Below are 19,983 nucleotides of genomic sequence, written 5' to 3'. Positions count from 1 at the left end.
TAAACTACTTAAATTTCAGCAAGATAAAAGTACTCTTTGATCAAAAAGCATGTGTGTTGAGCATCCAGTTTTAAAGATAAAATTAAAGATCAATTTCTTGATCTTTAAGTCAGTTCAGGCGCAAGCTCTTGCATGGCTAAATAATGTGACAAATAAACTTTTCCATTTAAATGCTGCAAAAGTTTTGAGTGTTGTAATTTGTCCATTACCGGGCCTTTAATTTCAGAAAAATGCAGACAAATATTCAATTTTTTTAGTTCAAGATTTAAATCTTCCAGCATTTCGAGTGCGCTTAAATCAATACTGCTAATACTCGAACAATTCACCACTACATGCTTTAACTGAGGGTTTTGGCTGACTTGATTAATAAAAAAGCCTTTTAAAGTATTGGCATTTAAAAAGGTTAGATTTTCATCAATTCGCATGGATAGCACGTGTGGCGCGGTACGCACTTGATGCCGCTGAATATTACGAAAATGTTGTGTGCCTTCAAGTAAACCAATTACCGCAATATGTGGTCGGCTAATACGCCACAACATTAGAATAAAGGTGGACACAATCCCAATAATTAAACCTGTCGAAATATCAATGAATACAACACCAAAGAACGTCACCCACATGGCCAGACCATCGGCTTTGGAATAACGCCAAGTTTCTTTAAAAGATTGGAACTCGACCAGTTTCCAAATTGAAACAATAATGGTTGCAGCCAAAACAGCCAGTGGTAAGTCTTGGAAAAATCCCGTGAAGTATAAACTGACAATAACAATCACGATGGAGGTAAATACACCTGCCATTGGTGTTTTTGCACCTGCATCGGCATTGACCACGGTACGCGACAAACTGCCTGTGACGGGAAAAGAGGAGCTAACACCTGCGCCAAAATTGGCTAAACCGAGTGCAATCAGTTCCTGATTGCTATTTAAGTGACTACGTTGTTGTAAGGCGGTGGCTTGCGCAATAGACAGAGATTCCACAAAACTGATCATGGCAATCATGGCTGCGCCAGGAAGGAGTTGTAGAACAAGTTGTGCATTCCATTCAGGGAATTGAATAGGCGGAAATCCTGAAGGAATTTCTCCGACTGTTTTAATGCCGATTTGTTGCAAATGCAATGAATAAACCAAAGCAATTGAACCGATCACCAATACCAATGGCAAGGCTTTTAAGATAAAGCCGCTACCTCGAACACGCTCACGAATGGCATTACTGTTGATGATTTTAGGGGCATAAATTAGAAATAAAATGGCAGCAACACCCAAGAGCACGCTATAAAAATGGGTTTGTCCCACATATTTCCAAAAGCTGTATAAGAACTCAGGTAAGTTATTGGCTTTAAGGGGGATGTCTAACACAAATTTAAGCTGTCCAATCGCAATCATTAATGCAGAGGCAATAATGAAGCTTTTAATAACAGGATGGCTAATGAGTTGAATTAAAAAACCGAAGCGAAAAATCCCTAAAAGTAGCGAAATAATGCCGACCATCACAGCAAGTAAACAGGCTGCTTGAATATAAGCTGCCGAGCCGACTTCAAATAATGGATTGAGCGTCGCAAAGGTCATCATGGAAATAATGGCGACTGGGCCAATGGACAAAGTTGGACTGCCACCAACCAAGGCGTACATGATCATGGGGATCACGCTGGCATATAAACCCATGACAGGAGGTAAACCTGCAAGCATGGCATAAGCCATCCCTTGAGGTACAAGCATGGCAATAACGATAAACGCAGACAGCAGATCAGATTTCAATGTTTCTGCATTGTATTTTCGCAGCCATTGCCAAGCAGGCAGTACACGAGCCAAACGTGAATTGAAATCTGACATACTGAAATCTAAATCATAAATTTAGATATATTATGAACAAAAAATGCTAAGAAGTCTTTGAAATAGCAGGAGAGTATTCAAGTTTTATGGTGATGCCTGATAATACAGGCATTATCATTTAGACCTGCGGGCAATAAAGTGCATAGAGGGTATTAAGTACCTGCACCATTTTTTCATCTTTAATTGAATAAAAAATTTGCTTGCCATCACGGCGGGTATTCACCACATCACTTTTACGCAGCATCATTAATTGTTGCGATAAAGTAGGCTGATGAATTTGAGTTATTTCTTCAATTTGCGATACGTTTAATTCTTGTTGAGATAAATGACAAAGAATTAAAAGACGGTCACTATTCGCCAAAGATTTTAAAATTCCAACAACGGTATCCGCAGATTCACGCATTGATGTGATTTCAAGACCATCGTTCATTGTTTTATTCTCTTAATTTACAGCTAACCCAATATATATTAGGCGGGAGTGGAAGATAAATTATATAACATAAATCATTATTTATATATGAGAACAAGTATCATTTAAGAAAAGATATCAGCCAATCATAAATAATGGCCTGATATTCTAATCAAAAAATTGATAAAAAAGTGGCTGAGTTACAATAAAACCTATTTTTTCACCTGTTCAAAACTTTTTAATTCTTTCTCACTAAATTCACTCGATGCAGCTAATAACTCGTGAATTTCTGGGTTATACCAAGCAAAGTATTCAGACATTTTGGCACTAAAAGTATCATCTAGGCTTATCTGCGCAGCATTGTGTTGCAACAAAGCTTGCTGATCTAAACTGCTGATAAAACTTTTTAAGGTGGCACTATCAAAATAATATGCAGACTTAAATTGTGCAGAATCTGCAGCGCGTTGTAATACGGTTTTGGTCATTTTTTCCAAAACTTTCAGATTTAAAGGGATGTGTGCGCTATAACGCTGCAAAAGCCCTTGAATCAATACGAAATTATTTAAACTTGGTTTTGCCAGTTCAGCTAAGGCATAGAGTTCATGCTGTGTAGCTGGGTTCGGCTGTAATTGCAGATTTGCTTCTGTAACCCAATTTTGCTGAATAAAGTACGCCACAATTTTTTCGATTTCTTGAGAAAGTTCTTGCGCCGTCCATGCCAAGAAAAACTCTTGCTTCAAATATGGATAAATCGCCTGCAGTTTTTGCATTAAATCTGCGCATGATAATGCTAAATTTTGTTCATTAAACTGCTGCACAATTAATGCTACACACGCAGGCAAAATAAAGCAGTGCAAAATATTATTGCTAAAATAGCTCAATAAGATTTTTTGGCTTTCTGCGACTCGAATCTGTTCTACACCATCTTGGTTATAACGCTCAACTTGTTTAAGTTTTAGCGCATATTCAATAATTTCTTGTGGATTTAAACCCGTAATAATCATACGTGGGTCGTAGCACAATTGTTTGAGCAAACGTCGATATTGTTCAATTCGGGCGAGCAGCTCATCTTGTTTCAATGCATGCTGATCGGCATTTAATAAAATCAGAGAGATGAGGGCGATTGGGTTAATCACCACCGCTTTATTGATATTTTCCAAGATTGCATGCGCAGTATGATCTACCGTGTGAATCACAGAGGTCGGTAGTTCATCATTTATGTTCAGTTTTACATCGCGTGCTTGGTTGGCAGTTAAAACATCATCTAAAAATACAGGTTCGCCAAAGTTGACATAGACCTGACCAAAGACTTTTTCAATTTTACGGGCAGAGTTTAAAATACCCCATAAAGATTCGGCTTCTTTCGGTTTGCCGTTTAATTCATTTAAATAAGATGTGCCTTCAATCAGTTTTTCATAACCAAAATACGTTGGAATAAATGCAATTGGTTTGGTTGCTCCGCGTAAATGGCTTTGAATGGTCATCGACAACATGCCTTTTTTCGGCGGTAACAATAAACCTGTACGTGAGCGTCCACCTTCAATGAAGTATTCGAGTGGGGTGTTGCGTGACAATAAACTGTGTAAATATTCTTTAAATACCGAGGTGTATAATTCATTGCCGCTGAAAGTACGGCGAATAAAATACGCACCTGCACCACGCATTAATTGACCCACAATTGGTAAATTTAAATTAATACCTGCTGCAATATGCGGCACCATCAAGCCACGATTAAAAATCACATAAGACAGCAACAAATAGTCGATGTGGCTACGATGACAAGGGGTATAGACGATTTCATAGTCTTTGGCGAGTTCGCGTACCGTGTCAAAGTGATGCACTTCAATGCCATCATAGAGCTGTGTCCAAAGCTTGGTCAGTGCCAGTTCAGCAAAACGCAAAGTCGAATAAGAAAAGTCCGATACAATTTCAGTTAAATAGCTTTTAGCACGGTTTTCTGCTTCAAACATACTGACTTTTTGTTCGATACTTTCTTTACGAATAGCTTGTTGTACTGCTTCACTTTTCATCAACGCATGAATCAAATTACGGCGGTCAGATAAGTCTGGGCCTAAAATCGCTTCTTTGTGTTGATTAAAATTGTGTTCCAGATGTTGCTCAATAAAGTGCGCAGGCGATAAGTGTGGTTGTTGTTGTGTGGCTTGTTCAATAAGCTGACGTAAGGAAATTGCTTTATGAAACTCGATGTAGTTATCACGTGAATAGAGCGAAATATTAATGGTTTGTTTAAGCTTGTTTGGCGTAGACCATGCATCGGCAAATAATGCTTTAAACCAAGAGTCTTCGTATTCGGGTGAACGTCCCCAAAGTACAGTTACGGGAACTAACAACACATCATGTTCAGGATGTTGCTCTAAGGTTTCAATGAGTCGAATCAATTTAGCAGAGTAGTGATAAGCACTGTACTGTGGGTTTTTCTCACGCAAGACCAAAATGGAATCGTCTTCCTGGTGCTCGGCAATGTTTAAAGGCGCATACACAGAAGGTAAACCACGAGATTGCGTCTGCTGATCAATCAATACGGTATTACTGAGTGAAGCATCTTGCAGCACGTAACAAAATTGTGTTTTTTCAGAGCTTTGTGCAACACGATGTTCTAATTCTGCAGTCGTGCCTAATACTTGTGGCGTCACAATCTTATCTAAGATTTTTTTAGTGAAATTACGATAAAGCTGACTGTAACGTTTATTAGACATTGCATTCCCTACATTTTGTTATGTGTTGCTATTGTCAAAAAATAAATAGCGAATTTCAAACCCAAGTGCCGAGAAAATCGACAATTAAACTGAGGTTGTCATCTCTTTATTCTAATTCGCATTTTGTTGAAAGCTAATCATATTTTTGTATAAAACAATTTTCGTGAAACATCGGCAAAAATTTTATAACAAGGTATGATAATTTAAATTTTGTTTATACAGATATAACTTAGGGAATAATCATGACCACAGATGCAGCTTTTCCAACACCAGCAAATTTAGGGATTGCCGTATATAGCAATAATGCTGAAGCGATTGGTAACACGCCATTGGTGCGCATTAACCGTTTAATTTCTGGCGGCGCAACGGTTTTAGCCAAAGTGGAAAGCCGTAACCCTGCATTTTCTGTGAAATGCCGTATTGGTGCTGCTTTAATTGCCGATGCTGAAAAACGTGGCGTGTTAAAAGCAGGTATGCATATTGTAGAACCGACCAGTGGTAATACAGGAATCGCGTTGGCATTTGTAGCTGCAGCAAAAGGTTATGAGATCACATTGACTATGCCTGCAAGCATGAGTATCGAGCGCCGTAAGGTTTTGAAAGCTTTAGGTGCAAATTTGGTGCTGACTGAACCTGCAAAAGGCATGAAAGGTGCGGTGGATGAAGCAGAGCGTTTGGCAACCGAACATCCTGAAACTTATTATTTGCCGCAGCAGTTTAATAACCCTGCCAATCCACAAATTCATGAAGAAACCACAGGCCCAGAAATTTGGGCAGCAACAGGCGGCAAGGTCGATATTCTTGTTGCAGGTGTAGGTACAGGCGGTACGATTTCTGGTATTTCGCGTTATTTCAAAAAGGTAAAAGGTCAGGCATTGCATACTGTTGCAGTCGAGCCTGCAGAATCTCCAATTATTGCTCAGGCCAAGCGTGGTGAAGCCATTACGCCTGCACCACATAAAATTCAGGGGATTGGCGCTAACTTTATTCCAAAAAACCTAGATTTAGATTTGGTGGATGAAGTGATTGCGATTGAAAGTGCTGAAGCAATTGACTGGGCGCGTAAAACAGCAACCCAAGAAGGTATTTTAGTCGGTATTTCAAGTGGTGCAGCAATGGCTGCTGCTGCAAAATTGGCGGCACGTCCTGAAAATGCAGGTAAAAATATTGTGGTGATTTTACCTGACAGTGGTGAGCGTTATTTATCTTCAGTATTATTTGAAGATATTAGTGCAGAATGATGTGTCTTTAGACAGTCAAAAGAATTTGAAAAATCCCAAAGTTTGAACTTTGGGATTTTTTATTTAGAGAATAAATTTATGAGGTGAGTTAATACGTTCTGAAAAGCAAATTTCTTTCTACTTAGACGCTAATATTTAGCTGGATCAGCAATGAATCCAACGAAGCTAACTATGTAAAAATCAAACAATCGCAGATACTTTATCTGGCGTCATCAGTGCTTGATTAATATATAGCTTGATTAAGCGTTCACGTGACCCAATAGCTTTTTGATAATGGGTAGAATTGAGTAATAACGACGCACCATAAGTTACTGTCCAAATATAAGACAGATAATCACGGATCGACATCGCGCTGTTAAAGGACTCTAAATAGGCTTGGGTGATGTCCTTAATTTCTAAAATACGCTGCTCACGAATATCGTATAACTGTTCAAACAATTCATTTAGTTTACGTTCATTATTGGTTAAGCGTTCTTCAATCGAGTGCAGCAAAATCGTACGGTTGGAATTAAGCATGTTATACAGCATGTACTGCGAAACATAAGTTTGAAAGTTATGGTGATACTGTTTGGAAATATCCAATAAACGCTGTTCATTTAAAATAATTAACTCTAAATAGAGCTGATTTTTACTTTTGAAATATTTATAAATTGTGCCTTTGGCAATATCTAACTCTGCAGCCAACTCACTTAATGTAATATCATTATGATTTTCCAGTAATAAAACCTCAGCCATTGCCAAAATTTTCTCTTTACGACGTCGGAAATTTTCTTGGCGTAGAGTCGTCATCAATCAATATTCCAATTACAACCAATTAAGCATGTTGGAGTCTAGTGCAGTTTGAGCAACTTGAAAATAGCACCAAGGTCTTGAAAAGGTAAGTTTTAACGTATGTTCATCAGTGAACCAATGAATTTAAAAAATATCATGTGAAAAATAGCACAATCCATAAGCCAAATCGGTTGTCAATAAAACTGAACCAAACAGGTCATTTTAGTGAAATAAAATTGGATTTCTAAAACTTTTATTCTATTTTTCATAAGCAAGGCCTAAAAGTCTAAGATCAATCAAGCATAGCAATTCAGCACTTTGCGAGATTGCAATGCTCATCTTTTGATTTACATTTAACGTGAATTACTTGCTAACTCACAGGGATGTTATTTGTAATTTTAAAAAGCATGGCTTTTACGGTAATCACTTTAAAAAGACGGTAATAAGGGACTAAAAATGATTGTAATTGTAGATGCTGTACGTACCGCAATGGGCGGCTTTCAAGGTTCACTGGCAAGTTGTACAGCACCCGATTTAGGCGCGGTTGCAATTCAACACGCAGTTGCACGTGCAGGTTTAAGTGGGACTGACATTGATGAAGTAATTTTTGGTTGTGTATTGCCTGCAGGTTTGAAGCAAGGCCCTGCACGTCAGGCGATGCGTCAAGCGGGTTTACCCGATAGTACAGGTGCAACCACCATCAATAAAATTTGTGGCTCTGGCATGAAAGCTGTTATGCAGGCAGCCGATGCTATTCAGGCAGGTTCAGCGCAGATTGTGGTCGCTGGCGGTATGGAATCTATGTCGAATGCGCCGTATTTGCTAGATAAAGCACGTGCAGGTTTCCGTATGGGACACGGCAAAGTCACAGACCACATGTTTCAGGAAGGTTTAGAAGATGCTGAAACAGGCTTGTCGATGGGCGTGCTGGCGCAAGACATGGCAGACAAGAAAAACTATACCCGTGAGCAGCAGGATGAATACGCAATTCGCTCTTTAAACCGCGCGGTAGAAGCCATTCAAAACGGTTATTTTAAAGATGAAATCGTGCCTGTCACTGTTCATTCACGTAAAGGTGATGTGATTGTCGATCAGGATGAACAACCGTTAAATGCCAAAGTCGATAAAATTAGCAGTTTGCGTCCCGCATTTAAAAAAGATGGCACGATTACAGCCGCCAATGCCAGCTCTATTTCAGATGGCGCATCTGCTCTGGTGATTACATCAGATGTGGTTGCGGCAGAGCGTGGCTTAAAACCGCTTGCAAAAGTTGTGGCATACGCGACACATTCACAACATCCTTCTGAGTTTACTCTTGCTCCTGTAGGGGCGATTCAAAAAGTGCTAGATAAAGCAGGGTGGTCGGTTGCCGATGTAGATTTGTGGGAAATTAATGAAGCCTTTGCCATGGTAACCATGCTTGCGATAGATGCTTTTGATTTAGACCCTGCCAAAGTGAATATTCAGGGTGGTGCATGTGCTTTGGGGCATCCTCTAGGTTCTTCAGGTTCACGTATTATTGTGACGCTCATTCATGCATTGCAACGTATAGGCGCGAAAAAAGGCGTGGCATCTTTATGTATTGGCGGTGGTGAAGCCACAGCGATTGCGGTGGAGTTAGTTTAAGTCCAGCTCGTCTAACTGCAGATTCATCTATAAAAAATAGAGTTCTCGAAAGAACTCTATTTTTTAACTTTTAACTTTTAACTTATTAACAATAACAATGAAGTTTTATGCTTGGATAAACTGCTTCACTGCTTGGTTAAATTCATTTGGCAATTCTACGTTAGAAATGTGCGATGCATTGATTTCAAACAATTGGCTATTGGCAATACGTTCAACCATAAATTGACCATCGACAACTGTTGTCACAGGGTCTTGCTGACCTGCAACCACTAAAACAGGCACAGTGATGTCTTTAAGTTGTTCACGTACATCCGCTTTAGCCAAAGCTTCGCAACAGCTCGCATAACCTTCGGCGCTGCCAGCTGCCAAGTCGTTTTGAAGATTGTTGACCACTGTCGCGTTGCTTTGGATAAAGGGTTCAGTAAACCAGCGTGATGCTGCAGTCGAAGCAATCGGTTGTAAACCTTGTTCGCGTACCAATGCGGCACGGTCATTCCAAGCCTGTTCTTGACCAATTTTTGCCGCAGTATTACACACCACCACCTGATTAAAACGTTCAGGGCGATGAATCGCTAACCATTGACCTGTTAAACCGCCCATAGAAATACCACAGAATGCCGCTTTTTCAACATTTAAGTGATCGAGTAGATTTACAACATCTTGACCCAATTGATCAATGCTATATGGACCTTGCGGAGCTGATGATGCACCGTGACCACGTGTGTCGTAGCAAATTACAAAAAAGTCTTGCTGGAAAAAATCAATCTGTGCTTGCCACATTTTGAAGTTTGTACCCAGCGAGTTTGAAAAAATCAGTGCAGGTTTTGTAGCATCACCAAAAGTTTGGTAATTGATTTGCGCATCATTTGAGGTAAAAGTTGGCATTTTTTTTTAAATCCTTAATCTTATAAATCCCCCTAAATCCCCCTTTATGAAAGGGGAACTTTTAATGAGGATTAAACACGTTCAATAATCAAAGCAATACCTTGACCAACACCAATACACATTGAACATAAACCGTATTTACCGCCAGTTTGTTCAAGTTGGTTCAGTGCTGTAGTGACTAAACGCGCACCAGATGCACCAAGTGGGTGACCTAAAGCAATTGCACCACCGTTTGGATTGACTTTCTCTGAACCTTCTTCAATGCCTAAGTCACGAGTACATGCTAATGCTTGTGCAGCAAAGGCTTCGTTCAGTTCAATCACGTCCATTTGTTCAATGGTCAAACCTGTTTGTGCCAACAATTTTTTGATTGCAGGCGCAGGACCAAAGCCCATAATACGTGGTTCAACACCAACAACAGTTGAAGCAATGATTTTGGCACGTGGTTTTAAGCCGTGTTGTGCAACCGCTTCTTCAGAAGCAATCAGTAGGGCAGCCGCACCATCGTTAATACCTGACGCGTTACCTGCAGTCACAGTACCGTCTGCTTTTACCACTGGCTTTAATTTTGCCAATGCTTCTGCTGTGGTTGATGCACGTGGATGTTCGTCTGCAGCAACAACGACAGGCTCGCCTTTACGTTGTGGAATTTCCACTGCAATAATTTCTTTGTCAAAGAAACCGCGTGCTTGTGCAGCAGCAGTACGTTGTTGGCTGGTTAGAGCAAACAAGTCTTGATCGGCACGGTTAATATTGAACTGTTCCGCTACATTTTCAGCAGTTTGCGGCATAGTTTCTACGCCGTACATTTCTTTGAGTTTCGGGTTAATGAAACGCCAGCCCATTGTGGTGTCTTCAATTTTTTGACTACGACCATAAGCAGATTCTGATTTACCCATCACAAATGGAGCGCGGCTCATTGATTCAACACCACCTGCAATAATCAGGTTTGCTTCACCTGCTTTAATTGCACGTGCGGCCATTGCAATTGCGTCTAGCGATGAACCACATAAACGGTTTACAGTGGTTGCTGGCACTTGGTACGGTAAACCTGCTAAAAGTGCAGACATACGACCCACGTTACGGTTGTCTTCACCTGCTTGGTTGGCACAGCCGTAAATCACGTCATCAACTTGTTCCCAGTTTACAGATGGATTGCGTTGCATAAGTGCTTTGATCGGTAATGCGCCTAAGTCATCAGCACGGACTGGAGCTAAACCACCTGCATAACGACCAAATGGGGTACGGATGGCATCGACGATATATGCGTTTTTCATATTTTATTTTCCAAATATCTTAATCTCTCCCAACCTCCCTTTAAAAAAGGGAGGAGATTCCCACCTAAAATTACTTGATGGAAGTCCCCCTTTGAAAAAGGGGGATTTAGGGGGATTAAAAATTATATTTAAAGACGATTAAGCCTGAGTCGCATCAATCAGCTTTGCACCAGTCAATGACTGTAATTCTTCAAAGCTCAAGCCTTCAACTTTTTCAAGAACTTTCATACCTTCAGGAGTTACGTCAATCACACATAAGTCAGTGTAAATGCGGTCTACACATTTCAAGCCAGTTGCTGGGTAAGTCAATTCAGCCACGATTTTTGGTTCACCTTTTTTGGTCACGTGGTCAGTCGTAATAAAGACTTTTTTCGCACCAACGGCCAAGTCCATTGCACCGCCTACGGCAGGAATGGCATCAGGCGCGCCAGTGTGCCAGTTTGCTAAGTCGCCATTTTCAGCGACTTGGAATGCACCTAATACTGCGATGTCTAAGTGACCACCACGCATCATGGCAAATGAGTCACCATGATGGAAAAATGAACCACCTGTGAGCATAGTGACGAACTCTTTACCCGCGTTGATCAGTTCAGGGTCTTCTTCGCCTGCAGGCGGTGGTGGACCAAATGCCAATAAACCATTTTCAGAGTGTAAGAACACGTCTTTGTCTGAAGGCAGGTAGTTAGAAATTTTAGTTGGTAAGCCAATGCCAAGGTTGACATAAGCACCGTCTGGAATGTCTTGCGCCACACGTTCAGCAATTTGGTCACGTGTTAATTTGGTATAGCTCATGATGTTCTCCTTCACGTGACAGTTATGCAGATTGTTCAGGTTGTTTTGCGCCAACAGCAACAACGTGCTGAACAAAAATACCTGGGGTGATAATGTGTTCAGGGTCTAACGCACCCAACTCTACCACTTCAGAAACTTGAGCAATGGTCACATCTGCCGCCATAGCCATGATTGGGCCAAAGTTACGTGCAGATTTGCGGTATACCAAGTTGCCCCAACGATCGCCTTGCTGTGCTTTAATTAAAGCAAAGTCTGCGCGGATTGGGTTTTCAAGAACGTAATCTTTACCTTCATAATTTAGGGTTGGTTTGCCTTCTGCAAGCAACGTACCAAAACCTGTAGGGGTATAGATTGGCCCTAAGCCCATACCTGCAGCCTGAATACGGCATGCCAAGTTACCTTGTGGCACAAGTTCAAGTTCGATTTTGCCTGCGCGGTAAAGTTCATCAAATACCCAAGAGTCAGACTGACGTGGGAATGAACAGATGATTTTACGTACTGCACCCGCTTTAAGTAATTTAGCTAAACCATAGTCGCCATTACCTGCGTTGTTGTTCACAATAATTAAATCTTTGATGCCAAGTTCAATCAAACCATCAATGAGTTCCGCTGGTTGACCTGCGGTACCAAAACCACCAATCATGATGGTTGAACCATCTTTAATTTGCGAAAGAACTTCTGTTAAAGAAGTTTGACTTTTATCAATCATAATGTGTCCTAGACAATTGCCTGTCCATTAACTTTTGGAACTTTGAGTTGAAGGTAGGGGCGCTGCTGAGTTGTCACGTTTGGTTAAAACCAAATGAGCGATCAAACCAATACAGATCCCCCAAAATACAGAACTTAGCCCTAAAAACTGCATGCCAGAGGCGGTTGCTAAAAAGGTGATGAGGGCTGCATCACGTTGTGATTCCTGACCCATTGCAACGGAAATATTGGTGGCAATAGCACCTAACAGTGCCAGACCCGCCAAAGCTGCAATCAGTTCTTTGGGCAATAAGCTGAATAGCATGACGATGCTGCCTGCAAATAACCCACCTAAAATATAGAAAATACCGTTTGCAACACCTGCAATATATCGCTTTTCTTTCAGTTCGTGCGCATCTTTACCTAAGCATAATGCTGCAGTAATAGAGGCAAGTACAATGGTAATTCCTCCCACACACGCAACGGCAAGAGAAGCGATACTGGTCGCACTAATAATAGGCTTAGCAGGCATGTCATAACCGCTAATTTTAATAATTGCCATACCCGGTAAAAACTGCCCAGACAAGCTGACTAAAATTAAAGGTAATGCCAAGTTTAAGGTTGAATTCCACGTCCATTCAGGTGCAATAAACTGTGGAATTGCCAAACTAAAATTGGTGGTGACAGGGTTAATTTTACCGAGCATTAAGCTGAGTATAATGCCTGCAGCAAGCACCCAAATCATGGCATAACGTGGACTAAAACGCTTTGCCAATAAAAATACCGCTAGCATCCCAAATACAATGTATGGCAGGGTATCGGTTGCAGTAAATAAGCCTAAGCCAAATTGAACCAAAATACCTGCCATCATGCCTGCTGCGACTTCTTGCGGAATCCAAGACAGGAGTTTGTCAAAATAACCTGTGATTCCAATCAAAAAAATCACCACAGCAGAGGTGATGTAGGCTGCAACTGCTTCATTCAGGGTAATATCGGGAAACAGTGTGACCAGCAATGCGGTACCGGGTGCAGACCAAGCGGTGACCACAGGCACTTTGTATTTAATGGACAAAAAGATACCTGCGACAGCAGCACCAATAGAAATTCCCCAAATCCATGAAATCATCATGTCTGGGGAAACTTGGGCTTGCTGTGCCGCTTGGAAAAAGATGATCAATGGCCCTGAATAGGAGATCAGCACTGCTAAGAATCCTGCAACAGTGGCTGAAATTGACCAGTCATTTTTTAAAGTTTGGAACAGGTGACTCATTGACGATTTGCCTCCTTGCGTCAAGCAATGATCCTGTTGAAGTTGGTCATGATCTTGGCTTAGCCCTGATCACCACCACCTACAGGTACAACGGTACCTGTCATGTACGATGATTCATCAGAAGCAAGGAACAGAATCGCATTCACTTGTTCCTGAATGGTGCCATAGCGACCCAAGAAGGTACGATCAATTGTTTGATCTACTACTTCTTGCATCCACGCTTGTTCTGATTCAGAAAGCGGGTTGGCATTACGTGGTACTTTACGTGGTGGCGCTTCTGTACCGCCAGTTGCAATAGCATTCACACGAATACCATCTTTGGCATGTTCAAAGGCGAGGGAAGCGGTTAAACCGTTTACACCACCTTTAGACGCCGAATATGGCACGCGGTTAATACCACGTGTTGCAATTGAAGATACGTTTACAATGGTACCTTTCTGGTTTTTCACCATTTCAGGCAATACTGCGCGGCAGCACCACATAGTAGGGAACAATGAACGATTCACTTCTTTGATAATTTCTTCTTCAGAAAATTCTTCAAAAGGTTTCATCCAAATTGCACCGCCTACGTTGTTGATGAGCACATCAACACGACCATAGGTTTCAAGTGCTTTAGCAACCACAGATTCTGCACCTACAAAAGTTTCAAGGTTGGCTTTTACGGTTACTGCATCGCCACCGTGTTCTTCAATTTCGGCCAACACTTCTTCTACATAGGGAGAAAGGTCTGCCATAACCACTTGGGCACCTTCACTTGCCACTTGTAAAGCCACACCGCGACCAATGCCTTGAGCGGCACCAGTCACGATTACAACTTTGTTTTCAAATCTTTTTGTGCGATTCATTTTATTCTCCGACTGCGTTTATTGAATGTCTAACAAACTTAGTTGGCAGAGAATTTTTCAAATAGGAAGCTTGCAGGTTTAACACCTTCTGCATCTAACCAGCCACGTACCGCTTCTACCATTGGCACTGGACCACATAGGTAGATGTCTACATCACCACCGTTGAGCCATTCGTTTTCGATATGGCCAGTCACGTAACCTTTACGCTCATGTGCAGATTCTGGATTTGCCACTACAGTGCGATACTCGAACCAAGAGAATTTTTCTTGTAGTTCGTTTAATTTTTCAATTGCGACTAAGTCAAAGTCATTGGTCACACCAAAGACTAAACGTACAGGGTGCTCAGAACCTTTTTCTTCAAGCACTTGCAGCATAGACATAAATGGCGCAATACCTGTACCACCCGCTAACATCACCACAGGGCGTGCTACATTACGTAGGTAGAAGCTACCAAATGGACCAGTAAAGGTCATTTTGTCGCCAGCTTTAGCGTTTTGGCTTAAGAATTCGCTCATTTTTCCGTTTGGTACGTTACGTACCACAAAGCCAGTTAAGCGGTTACCAGGCTTAGAGCTGAAAGAATACGAACGAGTTTCTGTTGTACCAGGAATACCCACATTCACATATTGACCTGCAAGGAAGTGAATGTCTGGTTGACCTTCATCTAACTGAATATCAAAGGTAATAGTCGAGTCAGATAAGTTTTCAACACGTGCCAATGTACCTTCAAATACATGAATTTCAGTTTTACATACATCAGAAGTGGCTTGAATTTGGAATACTGCGTCTGAAGTTGGTTTACATTGGCATGCAAGAATATAGCCTTGTTCAGCTTCTTCTGGTGTCAATGCATCTTCAATATAAGTTTCTTCAGGCATGTCATACGAACCTGATTCACAAAACGCACGGCACGTTCCACATGCACCGTCACGGCAGTCCAAAGGAATATTGATCTTTTGACGGTAAGCTGCGTCTGACAGTGTTTCACCATCTGTAACAGAAATAAAACGTGTAACGCCATCTTCAAATTGAAGTGCAATATTGTGGTTTGACATGGCTGAATATCCTATAGAAATCTTTAAAACTTGACCTTTCAGCCAAAATTCCATCTGGCTGAAAGGTTTACCTAGCTGTAAATCAATACAGTCTTAGAGGTGGTAGATATCGATTACTTGGTTGATGTAATCGTTTTTCAGCACCACGTACTTGCTTAAAATTTGCGGTTTGTCGCCAGAAAAATCAATTTCATAGCGCGACATACCAAAGTAGCTGTAGTTAGTTTTGTAACGGAAACTTAAAGTGTTCCAGTTAAAACGTACAGTGACTTTATCGCCATCACGTTCAACAATTTCAATGTTGCTGATGTTGTGGCTTGTGCGTGTATCTGGCATTGTTGCAGATGAACGCTCAGTTTTGATACGGAACACACGGTCTTCTAAACCTTGACGGTCTGGATAGTAAATCAAAGAGATTTCAGACTGTGGATCTTGAGTTAAACGGTCATCGTCATCCCAAGCTGGCATCCAGAAAGAAGCAGTAGGAGCGTAGCACTGTAACCACTCATCCCATTGCTCATCATCTAAGAAGCGAGCTTCTTGATAAAGGAATTGAGCAATATTTTCTAAAGTAATCGCGCTCATGCGTTTTCTCCTTCAGTAGATGCAGCAATTTCTTTTTCAGTCGCAATACCTTTTTTGATTAGATCTAACCAATGTTGGTGCTGTGAAAGATATAAACCTTCGTCTTCAGTTTTAATACCTGAAAGTTTTGGTTTTAAACCGATTTCGTTTGCAGCATCGTCTGGACCTTGGATCCAATGCTTAGAACCACGGCACATATCGTTCCACTCAAGTGCGATACCTGCGTAGCCAACTTGACATGCACGGAATTCTTCAAGATCGTCTGGTGTAGCCATACCTGATGCGTTAAAGAAGTCTTCGTACTGACGAATACGGCGTGCGCGTGCTTCTGGCTCTTCACCTACAGGTGCGATACAGTAAATCGTCACTTCAGTCTTATCGACAGAAAGAGGACGTAACACACGAATTTGTGAACCGAACTGATCCATGAAGTACACGTTTGGATAGATACACAAGTTACGTGAACGCTCGATCATCCATTTCGCCATTGCTTCACCGAATTGCTCGGTGTATTCATCTTTCTTGGCAAAGTTAGGACGGTCTTCTGGGTTAGCCCATTGAGTCCAAAGGAGCATGTGACCATTTTCAAAGCCGTAAGAACCACCGCCTTGTTTGCCCCATGAACCTGCGCTCATTGCACGGATGTTATCGCCAGCTTCTTTTTCTTTACGTTGCTGAGTTGTTGCAGCGTAGTTCCAGTGTACTGCAGACACGTGGTAACCATCGGCACCGTTTTCAGCAGTTAACTTCCAGTTACCTTCATAGGTGTAAGTCGAAGAACCACGTAAAACTTCAAGACCTTGTTGAGATTGACCCACAATCATGTCAATGATTTTAGTCGCTTCGCCTAGGTATTCTTCTAAAGAAGGAACATCTGGGTTTAAGCTACCAAACAAGAAACCTTTATAGCTTTCAAAGCGGGCAACTTTTTTCAAGTCGTGTGAACCGTCTTTGTTAAAGCAATCTGAATAACCTGCATCTGCTGGGTCTTTTACTTTTAACAACTTACCAGAGTTGTTGAAAGTCCAACCGTGGAATGGGCAAGTATAAGTTGCTTTGTTACCACGCTTGTAACGACATAATTGTGCACCACGGTGTGAACACGAGTTGATCATGGCATTCAATTCGCCATTGCGGTTACGCGCAATGATGATTGGCTGACGACCAATGTAAGTGGTGTAGTAGTCATTGTTGTTTGGAATTTGGCTTTCATGTGCCAAATAAACCCAGTTGCCTTCAAAAATGTATTTCATTTCTAGGTCAAACAGGGCTTGGTCTGTGAATACTGAACGGTGTAATTTAAATTCACCAGATTCAAAATCATCAACCAATAATTCGTCAATACGGTCTAAGTGGCTAGTATTGATAACAGGAATACGAGGCATGTCCTTTCTCCGACTTTCCAAGGAGGGCAGTCATCGGGATGGGGCAACGACCACATCCCGATTCCATTTCAAATTATGCGCTTGCGCGGCGACGTTCAACTTCAGTAGAAGGAACGCCAGCTTGATCTTTCTGAAGAACAATGTTGAACTGGATGTGTTTGAAAGGACCTTTCAGACCACGTTTTGCAATTTCAGCTTCATCAGTCACGTCAACCGCAGTTGCCACCAGACCTTCACGAGTCGCGAATGCAAAGTCATCCCACAGGTATTGGTCGCCTTCAATATTGAATTGAGTAGTCAGCTTGCGGTAACCTGGTGCAGATACGAAGTAATGTACGTGCGATGGACGGTTACCGTGACGGCCTAGCTTGTCCAGTACAAACTGAGTTGTACCTTCTGGAGGGCAGCCATAACCCACTGGCATTGTCGTCAATGCAGTATATTGACCATCGGCAGCGGTAATGATGCTGCGACGCAGGTTAAAGTCAGACTGTGACTTGTCAAAGAATGAGTAGTTGCCCAGGCTGTTGGCATGCCAGATTTCAACTTTAGCACCTTCAACACGGTTGCCGTCAGTATCAGTCACTGTACCTTCAATGATCAGCGTCGGGATTTTGCCTTCTTCAGAACCATCGTCCATACGCGCAAAGCTTACTGTTTCAGGTGCGCCAGAGACATAAAGTGGACCTTCAATCGTACGTGGCGTACCGCCAGTAATGCCTGCTTTAGCATCCGCTTCATCAGCACGTAAGTCTAGGTAGTGTTCCAGACCCAAACCTGCAGCCAATAAACCTAATTCGTTCGCTTGACCGGCATCAGTAAAGTATTCCAGACCTTTCCACAGTTCTGACTGAGAAATATCAAGATCTTCGATCGCTTGGAAAAGGTCACCCAATAAACGCACAACAACTTGTTGTACACGTTCATCTACAGGGCCTGTCGCTGTATCAACGTTCATTTGCTTAACTAATGCATCAATTTCTTGGCGATTCATTTTCATTCTCCTTGGAGGTGTGCTTTGGTGGCGAATATCTCTGGACTAAAAACGAGATAATTGGCTGCCACTTTCCTTGTTTACTTGGTTTGCTAAATGTTTACTTTGGTGCTGGAGTAAGGTGCTTACTCCAGTTTCCGAATTAAATCAGGTGTCATCTTCACGAATTGATGAAGGGTGGCGGTTCAATGCCATCACTTCAATATTCATATAAGGGTAGAGCGGAAGACCTTGCAGAATGTTGTGCAGTTCTTCGTTGCTCTCTACATCAAAAATACTGATGTTTGAATATTGGCCAGTAATACGCCAAATATGACGCCACTTGCCTTGACGCTGTAATTCCTGCGAATATGCTTTTTCAACGGCTTTAATTTCGTTAGCTGTTTCAGCTGGCATATCCAATGGAATGTTTACATCCATACGTACGTGGAAAAGCATGGGTTTCTCCTAATTACTGACGACGCAAGTTGTCAATTTTGTCTTCATCCAACTCAATACCTAAACCTGCACCTGTTGGAAGGTGTAATTCAAAGTCTTGGTACTGAAGTGGAGTTTTTAAAATTTCTTCGGTCAGCAATAACGGACCAAATAATTCTGTGCCATAAGCTAAATTCTGGAAGGTCGAGAACACATGCGCAGATGCAATCGTGCCGACAGGGCCTTCAAGCATTGTGCCGCCATATAGGTCGATGCCTGCCAACTGTGCAATTGTTGCAACTTCACAACCTTCGATTAGACCCGCAGATTGGGCAACTTTAACTGCAAATACAGATGCAGCATTACGTTTTGCCAATTGATAAGCGCTTTGTGGGCCCATCAATGATTCATCTGCCATGATGGCAATATCAAATTTACGTGTTAAACGCTCCATGGCATCAATGTTGTCAATTGCACATGGTTGTTCAATTAAATCGACACCACCATCTTGTAAAAGCTGGATGCCTTTAATTGCTTCAAGTTCTGACCAAGCACGGTTTACGTCTACACGAATAGAAACGTCTTTACCCAATGCTTGTTTGATTGCCAATACGTGTTCTACATCTTGCTCTACTGGGCGTGAACCGATTTTGAGCTTGAATGTGTTGTGGCGTTTAGCCGCAATCATTTTTTGTGCTTCAGCGATGTCTTTTTCTGTATCGCCAGATGCAAGTACCCATAACACAGGAACCGAGTTGCGTAGGCGACCACCTAAAATTTCACTTAAAGGTTGGTTTAAGCGCTGCGCTTGAATATCTAATAAAGCAGTTTGAATGGCACATTTCGCGAAACGGTTGCCATTGATATTCTTTTTAATGACCTGTAAAGTTTGCGCAACATTCAAGCCAGCTAAAGTTTTTAGCAATGATGCGAAATATGTTTCGATATTGGTTTTTACGCTTTCTGGGCTTTCTTCACCATAGCCCAAGCCGCCAATCGTGGTTGCTTCGCCCCAGCCAACAAAACCATCTTCAGTGGTGATTTTGACTAATACAAGGGTTTGGGTTTGCATGGTTGCAACCGCCATCTTGTGTGGACGGATGGTTGGTATTTCCACCAGCAAAGTTTCTACTGACTTATACATGGTATGCCCTTCATATCATTGCTTTATTACAGTTATGTGATATACCTTAAAAGA

At 41.7% G+C, this 19,983-nt stretch carries 18 protein-coding genes; 2 read left to right on the top strand and 16 right to left on the bottom strand.

Features of this window, described 5'->3' with window-relative positions; all coding sequences use genetic code 11:
• Positions 1–104 precede the first annotated feature (104 nt).
• The 3 genes from HYG89_RS06650 to plsB form a co-directional block, all read right to left on the bottom strand.
• Entirely contained in the window at positions 105–1,829 is a 1,725-nt protein-coding gene (locus tag HYG89_RS06650) for a SulP family inorganic anion transporter (RefSeq protein WP_178866767.1), read from the bottom strand.
• A gap of 118 nt (positions 1,830–1,947) precedes the next feature.
• Complete coding sequence (locus HYG89_RS06645) at positions 1,948–2,259, bottom strand: metalloregulator ArsR/SmtB family transcription factor (RefSeq protein ID WP_004973501.1); 312 nt, start codon at positions 2,257–2,259, stop codon at positions 1,948–1,950.
• Positions 2,260–2,450: 191 nt separating this feature from the next.
• The gene (gene plsB, locus HYG89_RS06640; protein ID WP_178866765.1) at positions 2,451–4,955 is read right to left on the bottom strand and encodes a glycerol-3-phosphate 1-O-acyltransferase PlsB; all 2,505 of its coding nucleotides are present in this window, start codon (positions 4,953–4,955) and stop codon (positions 2,451–2,453) included.
• A gap of 242 nt (positions 4,956–5,197) precedes the next feature.
• Between plsB and cysK the strand changes: the two genes are divergently transcribed.
• A complete protein-coding gene (gene cysK / locus HYG89_RS06635; RefSeq protein ID WP_178866763.1) occupies positions 5,198–6,196 on the top strand; it encodes a cysteine synthase A in 999 nt (332 codons plus the stop codon).
• Positions 6,197–6,376: 180 nt separating this feature from the next.
• On the opposite strand, the gene HYG89_RS06630 is transcribed toward cysK, so the two are convergent.
• The gene (locus HYG89_RS06630) at positions 6,377–6,985 is read right to left on the bottom strand and encodes a TetR/AcrR family transcriptional regulator (RefSeq protein ID WP_004973506.1); all 609 of its coding nucleotides are present in this window, start codon (positions 6,983–6,985) and stop codon (positions 6,377–6,379) included.
• Between the two features lie 438 nt (positions 6,986–7,423).
• Here HYG89_RS06630 and HYG89_RS06625 point away from each other — a divergent pair, with 438 nt between their 5' ends.
• Complete coding sequence (locus HYG89_RS06625; RefSeq protein ID WP_178866761.1) at positions 7,424–8,593, top strand: thiolase family protein; 1,170 nt, start codon at positions 7,424–7,426, stop codon at positions 8,591–8,593.
• A gap of 105 nt (positions 8,594–8,698) precedes the next feature.
• On the opposite strand, the gene pcaD is transcribed toward HYG89_RS06625, so the two are convergent.
• The 12 genes from pcaD to HYG89_RS06565 form a co-directional block, all read right to left on the bottom strand.
• Positions 8,699–9,478: a 3-oxoadipate enol-lactonase gene (pcaD, locus tag HYG89_RS06620; protein ID WP_096901607.1), complete on the bottom strand. Its 780-nt coding sequence runs from the start codon at positions 9,476–9,478 to the stop codon at positions 8,699–8,701.
• 71 nt (positions 9,479–9,549) lie between these two features.
• The gene (pcaF, locus tag HYG89_RS06615; RefSeq protein ID WP_178866759.1) at positions 9,550–10,755 is read right to left on the bottom strand and encodes a 3-oxoadipyl-CoA thiolase; all 1,206 of its coding nucleotides are present in this window, start codon (positions 10,753–10,755) and stop codon (positions 9,550–9,552) included.
• A gap of 138 nt (positions 10,756–10,893) precedes the next feature.
• Positions 10,894–11,547, bottom strand: coding sequence for a 3-oxoacid CoA-transferase subunit B (locus tag HYG89_RS06610; RefSeq protein ID WP_104851987.1), 654 nt, complete (start codon positions 11,545–11,547; stop codon positions 10,894–10,896).
• 22 nt (positions 11,548–11,569) lie between these two features.
• Entirely contained in the window at positions 11,570–12,256 is a 687-nt protein-coding gene (locus HYG89_RS06605) for a 3-oxoacid CoA-transferase subunit A (protein ID WP_104851986.1), read from the bottom strand.
• A gap of 27 nt (positions 12,257–12,283) precedes the next feature.
• Positions 12,284–13,504, bottom strand: a complete 1,221-nt coding sequence (benE, locus tag HYG89_RS06600) for a benzoate/H(+) symporter BenE (protein WP_178866757.1) — start codon at positions 13,502–13,504, stop codon at positions 12,284–12,286.
• A gap of 59 nt (positions 13,505–13,563) precedes the next feature.
• Positions 13,564–14,349, bottom strand: a complete 786-nt coding sequence (gene benD / locus HYG89_RS06595) for a benzoate diol dehydrogenase BenD (protein ID WP_178866755.1) — start codon at positions 14,347–14,349, stop codon at positions 13,564–13,566.
• A 38-nt stretch (positions 14,350–14,387) separates the two neighbouring features.
• Positions 14,388–15,404 (bottom strand): benzoate 1,2-dioxygenase electron transfer component BenC, encoded by a 1,017-nt coding sequence (gene benC, locus HYG89_RS06590; protein ID WP_178866754.1) that lies wholly within the window; start codon positions 15,402–15,404, stop codon positions 14,388–14,390.
• Between the two features lie 93 nt (positions 15,405–15,497).
• Positions 15,498–15,989, bottom strand: coding sequence for a benzoate 1,2-dioxygenase small subunit (gene benB / locus HYG89_RS06585; protein WP_096901612.1), 492 nt, complete (start codon positions 15,987–15,989; stop codon positions 15,498–15,500).
• Positions 15,986–17,374 carry a benzoate 1,2-dioxygenase large subunit gene (gene benA / locus HYG89_RS06580; RefSeq protein WP_096901613.1) on the bottom strand — a complete coding sequence of 463 codons (1,389 nt, stop codon included), beginning with the start codon at positions 17,372–17,374 and terminating at the stop codon, positions 15,986–15,988. The genes benB and benA overlap by 4 nt, the downstream gene beginning before the upstream one ends.
• 73 nt (positions 17,375–17,447) lie before the next feature.
• Positions 17,448–18,368, bottom strand: coding sequence for a catechol 1,2-dioxygenase (gene catA / locus HYG89_RS06575; RefSeq protein WP_004973528.1), 921 nt, complete (start codon positions 18,366–18,368; stop codon positions 17,448–17,450).
• 147 nt (positions 18,369–18,515) lie between these two features.
• Entirely contained in the window at positions 18,516–18,806 is a 291-nt protein-coding gene (gene catC, locus HYG89_RS06570; protein WP_096901615.1) for a muconolactone Delta-isomerase, read from the bottom strand.
• Between the two features lie 13 nt (positions 18,807–18,819).
• The gene (locus tag HYG89_RS06565; protein ID WP_004973532.1) at positions 18,820–19,929 is read right to left on the bottom strand and encodes a muconate/chloromuconate family cycloisomerase; all 1,110 of its coding nucleotides are present in this window, start codon (positions 19,927–19,929) and stop codon (positions 18,820–18,822) included.
• Positions 19,930–19,983: the final 54 nt, after the last annotated feature.

Origin of the sequence: Acinetobacter sp. SwsAc5 (assembly GCF_013391485.1) — a bacterium.
GTDB classification, from domain to species: domain Bacteria; phylum Pseudomonadota; class Gammaproteobacteria; order Pseudomonadales; family Moraxellaceae; genus Acinetobacter; species Acinetobacter towneri.
The sequence above is the reverse complement of the archived record's forward strand: the minus strand, read 5'-3'. Positions and strand labels throughout refer to the sequence as shown.

Excerpts from the sequence above, each read along its gene's own strand:
- HYG89_RS06650 (WP_178866767.1), bottom strand. The coding sequence starts at position 1,829 with ATGTCAGATTTCAATTCACGTTTGGCTCGTGTACTGCCTGCTTGGCAA.
- HYG89_RS06645 (WP_004973501.1), bottom strand. The coding sequence starts at position 2,259 with ATGAACGATGGTCTTGAAATCACATCAATGCGTGAATCTGCGGATACC.
- plsB (WP_178866765.1), bottom strand. The coding sequence starts at position 4,955 with ATGTCTAATAAACGTTACAGTCAGCTTTATCGTAATTTCACTAAAAAA.
- cysK (WP_178866763.1), top strand. The coding sequence starts at position 5,198 with ATGACCACAGATGCAGCTTTTCCAACACCAGCAAATTTAGGGATTGCC.
- HYG89_RS06630 (WP_004973506.1), bottom strand. The coding sequence starts at position 6,985 with ATGACGACTCTACGCCAAGAAAATTTCCGACGTCGTAAAGAGAAAATT.
- HYG89_RS06625 (WP_178866761.1), top strand. The coding sequence starts at position 7,424 with ATGATTGTAATTGTAGATGCTGTACGTACCGCAATGGGCGGCTTTCAA.
- pcaD (WP_096901607.1), bottom strand. The coding sequence starts at position 9,478 with ATGCCAACTTTTACCTCAAATGATGCGCAAATCAATTACCAAACTTTT.
- pcaF (WP_178866759.1), bottom strand. The coding sequence starts at position 10,755 with ATGAAAAACGCATATATCGTCGATGCCATCCGTACCCCATTTGGTCGT.
- HYG89_RS06610 (WP_104851987.1), bottom strand. The coding sequence starts at position 11,547 with ATGAGCTATACCAAATTAACACGTGACCAAATTGCTGAACGTGTGGCG.
- HYG89_RS06605 (WP_104851986.1), bottom strand. The coding sequence starts at position 12,256 with ATGATTGATAAAAGTCAAACTTCTTTAACAGAAGTTCTTTCGCAAATT.
- benE (WP_178866757.1), bottom strand. The coding sequence starts at position 13,504 with ATGAGTCACCTGTTCCAAACTTTAAAAAATGACTGGTCAATTTCAGCC.
- benD (WP_178866755.1), bottom strand. The coding sequence starts at position 14,349 with ATGAATCGCACAAAAAGATTTGAAAACAAAGTTGTAATCGTGACTGGT.
- benC (WP_178866754.1), bottom strand. The coding sequence starts at position 15,404 with ATGTCAAACCACAATATTGCACTTCAATTTGAAGATGGCGTTACACGT.
- benB (WP_096901612.1), bottom strand. The coding sequence starts at position 15,989 with ATGAGCGCGATTACTTTAGAAAATATTGCTCAATTCCTTTATCAAGAA.
- benA (WP_096901613.1), bottom strand. The coding sequence starts at position 17,374 with ATGCCTCGTATTCCTGTTATCAATACTAGCCACTTAGACCGTATTGAC.
- catA (WP_004973528.1), bottom strand. The coding sequence starts at position 18,368 with ATGAATCGCCAAGAAATTGATGCATTAGTTAAGCAAATGAACGTTGAT.
- catC (WP_096901615.1), bottom strand. The coding sequence starts at position 18,806 with ATGCTTTTCCACGTACGTATGGATGTAAACATTCCATTGGATATGCCA.
- HYG89_RS06565 (WP_004973532.1), bottom strand. The coding sequence starts at position 19,929 with ATGTATAAGTCAGTAGAAACTTTGCTGGTGGAAATACCAACCATCCGT.